7 protein-coding genes are annotated in these 7,532 nt (G+C 61.9%); 2 read left to right on the top strand and 5 right to left on the bottom strand.

Annotation, left to right across the window (positions count from 1 at the left end; all coding sequences use genetic code 11):
- Positions 1-33: 33 nt before the first annotated feature.
- Positions 34-219, bottom strand: a complete 186-nt coding sequence (locus NFR87_RS10175) for a ribbon-helix-helix protein, CopG family (protein WP_251449367.1) — start codon at positions 217-219, stop codon at positions 34-36.
- A 142-nt stretch (positions 220-361) separates the two neighbouring features.
- Here NFR87_RS10175 and NFR87_RS10170 point away from each other — a divergent pair, with 142 nt between their 5' ends.
- A complete protein-coding gene (locus NFR87_RS10170) occupies positions 362-808 on the top strand; it encodes a copper amine oxidase N-terminal domain-containing protein (RefSeq protein ID WP_251449365.1) in 447 nt (148 codons plus the stop codon).
- Between the two features lie 57 nt (positions 809-865).
- Here NFR87_RS10170 and NFR87_RS10165 read toward each other — a convergent pair whose 3' ends face one another.
- From NFR87_RS10165 to NFR87_RS10150, 4 genes are all read right to left on the bottom strand, one after another.
- Positions 866-3,454, bottom strand: a complete 2,589-nt coding sequence (locus NFR87_RS10165; RefSeq protein ID WP_251449363.1) for a calcium-translocating P-type ATPase, PMCA-type — start codon at positions 3,452-3,454, stop codon at positions 866-868.
- 95 nt (positions 3,455-3,549) lie between these two features.
- A complete protein-coding gene (locus NFR87_RS10160; protein ID WP_251449362.1) occupies positions 3,550-4,218 on the bottom strand; it encodes a response regulator in 669 nt (222 codons plus the stop codon).
- A gap of 23 nt (positions 4,219-4,241) precedes the next feature.
- Entirely contained in the window at positions 4,242-4,598 is a 357-nt protein-coding gene (locus tag NFR87_RS10155) for a helix-turn-helix domain-containing protein (protein WP_251449360.1), read from the bottom strand.
- Positions 4,599-4,766: 168 nt separating this feature from the next.
- Positions 4,767-5,990 (bottom strand): peptidylprolyl isomerase, encoded by a 1,224-nt coding sequence (locus NFR87_RS10150; RefSeq protein ID WP_251449359.1) that lies wholly within the window; start codon positions 5,988-5,990, stop codon positions 4,767-4,769.
- 238 nt (positions 5,991-6,228) lie between these two features.
- Between NFR87_RS10150 and NFR87_RS10145 the strand changes: the two genes are divergently transcribed.
- On the top strand, positions 6,229-7,488 hold the full coding sequence (locus NFR87_RS10145; protein ID WP_251449358.1) for an acetyl-CoA C-acetyltransferase: 1,260 nt from the start codon (positions 6,229-6,231) through the stop codon (positions 7,486-7,488).
- The last annotated feature ends 44 nt before the right edge of the window (positions 7,489-7,532 follow it).

The raw sequence follows: 7,532 nt of genomic DNA, 5'->3' as shown, positions 1-7,532 counted from the left end.
GGCAAATGCCGTCGGCGGCCCTTTTTTGTCCTGTCACTCTTCGATCTCTAAAATATCCACACCGTGATCCAGTATAATGTTGATGATCTCGTTTCTGGAGCGGTTGGTTTTTCCCGCCGCCTCGTCAATACGCTTCAATGTAGGTTCTTTCAGCCGCACGGAAATAACCTTGTAGCCGTCGTCCCCACGCTTGGACAATCTGATGGTGTCTCGTTCCATTCTCTCACCTCGACACCATCATATATTGTTTGTGCCATGTTTGAGATATTCAAAATATATTCATTTTATATTGCATTTTCTGTTTGGATCCGCTATACTGATAAATAACTCGGACACCTTGTCCAGGAAAGGATATGATCGTATGAAACGCAAAACCATCCGCTCTTATGCCGCCGGTTTCCTCAGCGCCATTCTTTTCCTCGCTCTGGCCACCTCCGCCCTCGCCGCCTATCAGACCCAGGCCACGCTGGATTATAGCGACATCCACATCACCCTCAACGGCCAGCCCATCGTCCCTGTAAACGCCATTGGGAGCCCGGTGGAGCCTTTCGCCATCGACGGCACCACCTACCTCCCTGTCCGGGCCGTTGCCAGCGCCCTGGGGTTGGACGTGGAGTGGATACAGGAGACCTCCACCGTCGCCTTATCCCTTCCCGAGGCGGAGCAACCCATTTTTATCACCAAAACGGGGAAAAAGTACCACTATGACGATCATTGCAACGGCGGCACTTACTGGGAAGCCCCTCTCGCCACTGCGCTCGGTTTTGGGCTGGAGCCCTGCGACAAATGCGTTCTAAAAAGCAATTGACCTGCTTGCTTTTTTCAGCAAAAGGCCGCCGACGGCGTCTGCCGTCGGCGGCGGTTTTTATTTGTCCTTTTTCTTCCACAGCCGCTTCCCGATCTCGCACACCACCACCGGGGTGACCGCCAGAACCAGTACCACCGTCCACTCCACCGGGTTTAAGTCCACCGTCTGGAAGATGCGCTGGAGCGGCGGCAGGCACAGCACCGCCAGCTGCATCAGAAGTCCCACCAAAAAGGCTTTGTTCATGGCGGGATTACTCAATATCCCGATATGGAACAGAGAGTGCTCCTCGCTGCGCACATCGAAGGCGTGAAAGAGCTGACACAGGGTCAGGGTGGCAAAGGCCATGGTGTTGGCCGCCTGATAGGCCTCTCCGGGATCGGAGAGGACATATTCCCCCAAAAAGTAGGCCGCCAAGGTCAGTAGGCCCACCATAGCCCCCTGCCAGCACAGCCGCAAGGTAAAGCCCCGGGTGAAAAGGCTCTCCCCCGCGTCCCGGGGCCGCCGCTCCATGGTTCCCTCCTCCACCGGCTCCACACCCAGTGCCAATGCGGGCAGGGCGTCGGTGACCAGGTTGAGCCACAGAAGCTGCACCGGCATCAGGGGCATCTGGTGGAAGCCCAAAACAGTGGCCAGGAAGATGGTCAGGATCTCTCCGATGTTACAGGAGAGGAGATAGTGGATGGCCTTCTTGATGTTGGCGTAGATGCCCCGCCCCTCGGCCACGGCGGAGACAATGGTGGCAAAGTTGTCGTCGGTGAGGATCATATCGGCGGCCTCTTTGGCCACATCGGTGCCCGCCTGACCCATGGCGCAGCCAATGTGGGCGGCCTTCAGGGCGGGGGCGTCGTTGACCCCGTCCCCTGTCATGGCCACGATCTGCCCCTTCTTCCGCCAGGCGTTGACAATGCGGGTCTTGTGCTCCGGGGACACCCGGGCGTAGACGGAAAATTTCTCCACGTCCTGCTCCAGCAGCTCCTGGGGCATGAAGTCCAGATCGGCCCCCGTCACCGCCAGATCTCCCTGGGTATAGATGCCCAGCTCCCCTGCCACCGCCACGGCGGTGAGCTTGTGATCTCCGGTGATCATCACCGGGCGGATCCCCGCCTTGCGGCACTGCTCCACCGCCTGCTTGGCCTCCGCTCTGGGGGGATCCATCATCCCCACAAGGCCCAGGAAGGTCAGTTCCTGTTCCAGAGTACGGGAGCTCACCTCCGCCGGCAGCCGCTCTATGTCCCGGAAGGCCACCGCCAGCACCCGCAGGGCATCCTTCGCCATACCGTCATTGGCCGCCAGGGCGGCCCTGCGGGAATGGTCGGACAGGGCGCACCGGCCCAGAAGCACGTCGGGCGCTCCCTTGACGCACACCCGGAAGCCTCCCTCCGGCAGGGCGTGGATGGTGGTCATCAGCTTCCGCTCCGAGTCAAAGGGCAGCTCCCCCTTCCGGGGCAGCTCCCGTTCCAGCTCCTCCTTCTCCAGCCCCTCCTGGGCCGCGGCCTCCACCAGGGCCCGTTCGGTGGCCTCGCCCACCGCCCGGCCGTCCCGAAGGGTGGCGTCGCAGCACAGGGCAGCCGCCGTAAGTAGCTCCCGTCTTCCCCGGCCCTCCGGGATCCACAGCTTGCGCACCGTCATTTTATTCTGGGTCAGGGTGCCCGTCTTATCCGAGCAGATGACCCCGGCGCAGCCCAGGGTCTCCACCGCAGGCAGCTTTTTCACGATGGCGCCCCGGGCCGCCATCCGCTGCACGCCAAGGGCCAGCACAATGGTGACAATGGCGGGCAGTCCCTCGGGGATGGCCGCCACTGCCAGGGATACGGCGGTCATGAACATCTCCAGCATCCCCCGCCCCTGCAAAAGCCCCGCCCCGAACATGACGGCGCAGACGCACAGGCACACAAAGGACAAGATCTTGGAGATCTCCCCCATCTTCCGCTGAAGCGGCGTCTCCGCCTCCTCCTGCTCCATCAAAAGTCCCGCCACCCGGCCCACCTCGCTGTCCATGCCGGTGGCGGTGACCACGGCGGTACCCCGTCCGGCGGTGACCACAGTGGAGCCGATGACCATGTTTTTCCGATCCCCCAGGCCGGTCTCCGGGGGCAGGCCCTCCCCCGCCTGTTTCTCCACCGGCAGGGACTCCCCCGTCATGGCGCTCTCGTCCGCCTTGAGCTGGGCGCTCTCCAGCAGCCGGGCGTCGGCGGGTACCAGATCCCCCGCCTCCAGGCATATCACATCCCCTGGCACCACCTGGTCGGCCTCCAGGCGCAGCTCTTTCCCGCCCCGCACCACCTTGGCTTGGGGGGCAGACATCTTCCGCAGGGCCTCCAGGGCCTGCTGGGCGCTGTTCTCCTGAGAGATGGAGATGAAGGCGTTGACTACCACGATGAGGAGAATGATGGCGCTGTCCAGCCACTCCTCCCCGCCGCTGGAGATAAGGCTCAGTCCCGCCGCCGCCAGCAACACCAATATCATCGGGTCGCGAAGCTGATCCAGCACCCGCAGGAACAACGGCCGCTCTTTCTTCCCCTCCAGCCGGTTAGGGCCGTATTTCTCCAGGCGTTTTGCCGCCTCCTCCGGCCTCAGCCCCCGCCGAGGATCGCTCTCCAGCTTGTCCAACAGCTCCCGAAGGCTTCCGCTATGCCCATCCTGCACGCTCTACCAGTCCTTTCCTTTTCACGTTCCAGTGAGCGCATTATAAGGGCGAAGGGTGTTCCTTTCCAAGGGAATTCTGGCGAAGAGCTTCTTTTCTATTCCTCCCGGCGTCTGGCCGCCTCGGCCAGAGTGAAAAGAAAGCGTTTGTTGGTAGGCGGCTTGTCCGTCTTTCCGCCCAGCAGGTTCCAAAAGAGAGGCGTGCCCGTTTCCGCCAGCTCTTTGATGAGCTGGCGGATATTTTTCTCCACGCACTCCACCGAGGTACGCTCCTCTTTGGCGATCTCCAGATAGGCTTCCTTCAAAAGAACGCTTCCGCTTTCCCGTCCTCCCAGCCATCCCGCGCAGCGGGCAGCCTGACGGCGGCCTATCAGGTCAGGCCCGCCCATCTCCGCCAAAAGTTCCTCGCACCGCCGGGTCAAACCACCGGCCAGGGAACGAACGGCCTGCCGTACCTCCGGCCACTGGACGGGCTTGCACAGGAAGAAATTCGCCCCTGCCCCAATGGCCGTCGCGCAGATCTCCTCCCCCACCGCCTTGGAAATGGCCAGCACCCCGGCCTGTCCCCCTCCGCGGCGATACCGCCTGAGCAGCTCTATCCCGCTGATCCCCGGCAGGATCAGATCCAGAAGGATCACGTCGGGCCGGTCCCTCTGCGCCCGCTCCAAGCCCTGCAGTCCGTCGGCCGCCACAGTGAGGCGCACCTCCTCCATGGTCTTCAAAAGCATGGACATGAGCCTGCGCTGGGCCTCGTCATCTTCTACCAAGAGTACTTTGATCTCTTTTTTCATCATTGCTCCGGTGCAACTTCGTCCAGCATGCCCTGTATCCCGATCACCGTTCGGGAGACCATATCCCGCTCGATGGGATTCAGCCTCGCCATATATTCCGCCGCCAGGGCCGCCCTCTCGCTGAAACCTGTTCTGCCATACAGCAGATAGTCGCTGGACACGCCCAGCGCCGTGGCCAGCCGTTTGAATTTGACCATCGTCATGCTCTGCTCCCCCTTCTCGACCTGGGAAAGGAATTGCGTCGAGGTCTCGGCAGCCTCCGCCAACGCCTCCTTGGTCATTCCCTTGCTCAGCCGGGCGGCGCGTATCCGCTGACCGATGGCCTCCAGTTCAGGATCCCGTTCCTTTTTCTTCATGGCAATTTCCTCCTATACCTATCAAATTGATAGTTATAGCTTGCCACAATTATCAGGAAATAAAATCAACGATTATTGATGATATTAACATTTATAATTTATTTTTGGAAGAAAAATATCCGGCAGAGCCTAAAGAGGCTCTGCCGGACTGCGGATCAGATCAATTTTTCAGCCCACCGGGCCGGTCTCCTCCGGCAGGGGGCTCTCCCCTCCCGGCGCGCTCTGTTCGGGCGTAGCCGTGGCCTGGGCGGCCTTGGCCGCCTGCCGGGCGTCCAGCAGCTTCTGCAGCCGGTCATAAAAGACCTGGGGATCCAGCTCGTCATAGGCCTTGGTGGTCACCACCTCCGCCTGCTCCAGCCAACTCCGGTTCAGCTTATAATACAGGTAGTCGGCGGTGCACTCCTGCCGGGCCTGCTCTCTGTCAGGCTCCAGCCGAAGGATGATGTGATAGCCGTAGCTGGTTTCAATGGGCTCACTGATCTGGCCTATCTCCAGCTCCAGGGCGCCCGCCTCAAATTCCGGCACCATCGCCATCTGCGAATAGGAGGTGACCTTTTCCTGGGGATAGACGTAGAGATACCCCTCCGGCGCATAGAGGTTTCCCTCCTCGTCCCGGCCGTCCTCGCTGTACTGCGCCATCAGCTGGTCAAACAGCGCCTCACTGTCCCCCGCCGCCCGGAGCTGCTCCCGCAGATCCTTGACCAGCGCCAGGGCCTGGGCCTTTTCCTCCTCGGTATACTCCTCGTGGGAGCCGTCGGCGTTGGTGTGGCGGGTCGCCACCAGGATGTGCTTGACGGCGTAGATGCCCTGCTCCTCCAAATATGACTCCACGTCGGCTTCGGTGACGGTGAGCTGCCCGTCGGCCTCCAGCTTTTTTTGAATGGCCTTGTTGAGATAGGCCACCTGGTTGAGCCGGGCATAGCCATCCATGGAGATACACTGCTCATCCAGCAGCTCCCGGAAGCGCTCCTCGCCGCCCCAGCTCTCCACCACCTCGGCCAGGTCGGCCTCCATCTGCTCGGTCTCCTCCGCCGTCAGCTCCACGCCCAGCTCCTGGGCGTGGTTGCGGATGACCTGGTAGAGCTTGGCGGTATTCAGCGCGTCGGCCTTCACCGTCTCGGCGGAGGGCTGCCCCTCCACAGGCTGAGACCAATCGGCGTCATCGGAGAGGTGGCCGTAATGCTTCTGCTCGGCAATGGCGTTCACCAGCCAAAAGAGATACTCCTCGGCATTGACCCCCGCGCCGTCCACCGTAAAGAGCTGGCTGTCCCGCTGGAGATCGGCGGCCTGATAGGCCAGATCGTCCGGGGCGGCCACCAGATCAGGGCCGGCGGAGCATCCTGCCAGCATTGTTATCGCCAGGGCTCCGGCGGCAATTCTCGTCTTTTTCATGGATATCCTCCTTGTCCGTTTTACAGCGGATGTTATTGTATCACGCTTTTTCTGTCAAAACAATGAAAACCGGCTCCCCTTTTTGGAATGTTCACAATTTTAAGGTTCCCGGCGGCAGGACGTTAAAGTTTTCACAAAGTTTCTCTTGCTTTTTATGCTGTGGGCAGATATAATAGGAACTGCGCAAACAGAAAACCCTGGTGAGAGCCAAAAAAATATGACATGGAGGTCGATTCATATGAAGGAAGTGTACATCGTCAACTGCTGCCGCACCGCGGTTGGCTCCTTTGGCGGAAGTCTGAAGGACGTGCCCGCCGCCGATCTGGGCGCCACTGTGGTCAAGGAAGTCCTTGCCCGCGGCGGTGTGAAGCCCGAGCAGGTGGACGAGCTGATGTTCGGCTGCATCCTCACTGCCGCCCAGGGCCAGAACGTGGCCCGCCAGGTGGGGGTAAAGGCCGGCCTGCCCTACTCCGTACCCGCCTACACCGTTGGCATGGTCTGCGGCTCCGGCATGAAGAGCGTCATCGAGGGCGCCCGGGCCATCCTCTGCGGCGACGCCGACGTCATCGTGGCCGGCGGCACCGAGAACATGTCCGCCGCTCCCTTCGCCTCTCTGGACGCCCGCTGGGGCGCCCGCATGGGGGACAAGAAGCTGGTGGACACCATGATAAAGGACGGCCTGTGGGACGCCTACAACAACTACCACATGGGCACCACCGCCGAGAACATCAACGACGTGTGGGGCATCACCCGGGAGGAGCAGGACGCCTTCGCCGCCGCCTCTCAGCAGAAGACCGAGGCCGCCCAGGCCGCCGGCAAGTTCGAGGCTGAGATCGTCCCCGTGATGGTCAAGAAAAAGAAGGAAATGGTGGAGTTTAAGGTGGACGAGTACCCCAAGGCCGGGGTCACCGCCGAGAGCATCGCCAAGCTCCGGGGCGCCTTCCCCGCTGGCCCTGAGGGCGTGGAGGACGAGATCGTCCACACCTTTGAGGTCACCCAGTGCCACGCCGCCGACGCCAAGAAGCACACCCAGCGGGTCACCGCCGCCAACGCCTCCGGCATCAACGACGGCGCCGCCGCCATCCTCCTGGCCTCCGGCGAGGCCGTTGAAAAGTACGGCCTGAAGCCCATGGCCAAGCTGGTCTCCTGGGGCCAGGGCGGCGTGGATCCCAAGATCATGGGCGTGGGCCCCGTCCCCGCCTCCCGTCAGGCCATGAGCAAGGCCGGCCTGAAGATCGAGGACATCGACCTGGTGGAGGCCAACGAGGCCTTCGCCGCCCAGTCCATCGCCGTGGGCCGGGAGCTGGGCTTTGACATGAGCAAGGTCAACGTCAACGGCGGCGCCATCTCCATCGGCCACCCCGTGGGCTGCTCCGGCGCCCGGATCATCGTCACCCTGCTCCACGAGATGGCCAAGCGGCCCGACGCCAAGCGGGGCCTGGCCACCCTGTGCATCGGCGGCGGCATGGGCGTCGCCACCATCTTCGAGAAGTGCTGAGATAGCTCCATCAGATCAAAGGGGCGGCGTGGAGAACCACGCCG

The organism is Vermiculatibacterium agrestimuris (genome assembly GCF_943193085.1).
Lineage (GTDB): Bacteria > Bacillota > Clostridia > Oscillospirales > Oscillospiraceae > Vermiculatibacterium > Vermiculatibacterium agrestimuris.
The sequence above is the reverse complement of the archived record's forward strand: the minus strand, read 5'-3'. Positions and strand labels throughout refer to the sequence as shown.

Bases quoted from the DNA above. Each gene is read 5' to 3' on its own strand.
- NFR87_RS10155 (WP_251449360.1), bottom strand. From the start codon at position 4,598: ATGAAGAAAAAGGAACGGGATCCTGAACTGGAGGCCATCGGTCAGCGG.
- NFR87_RS10175 (WP_251449367.1), bottom strand. From the start codon at position 219: ATGGAACGAGACACCATCAGATTGTCCAAGCGTGGGGACGACGGCTAC.
- NFR87_RS10170 (WP_251449365.1), top strand. From the start codon at position 362: ATGAAACGCAAAACCATCCGCTCTTATGCCGCCGGTTTCCTCAGCGCC.
- NFR87_RS10145 (WP_251449358.1), top strand. From the start codon at position 6,229: ATGAAGGAAGTGTACATCGTCAACTGCTGCCGCACCGCGGTTGGCTCC.
- NFR87_RS10150 (WP_251449359.1), bottom strand. From the start codon at position 5,990: ATGAAAAAGACGAGAATTGCCGCCGGAGCCCTGGCGATAACAATGCTG.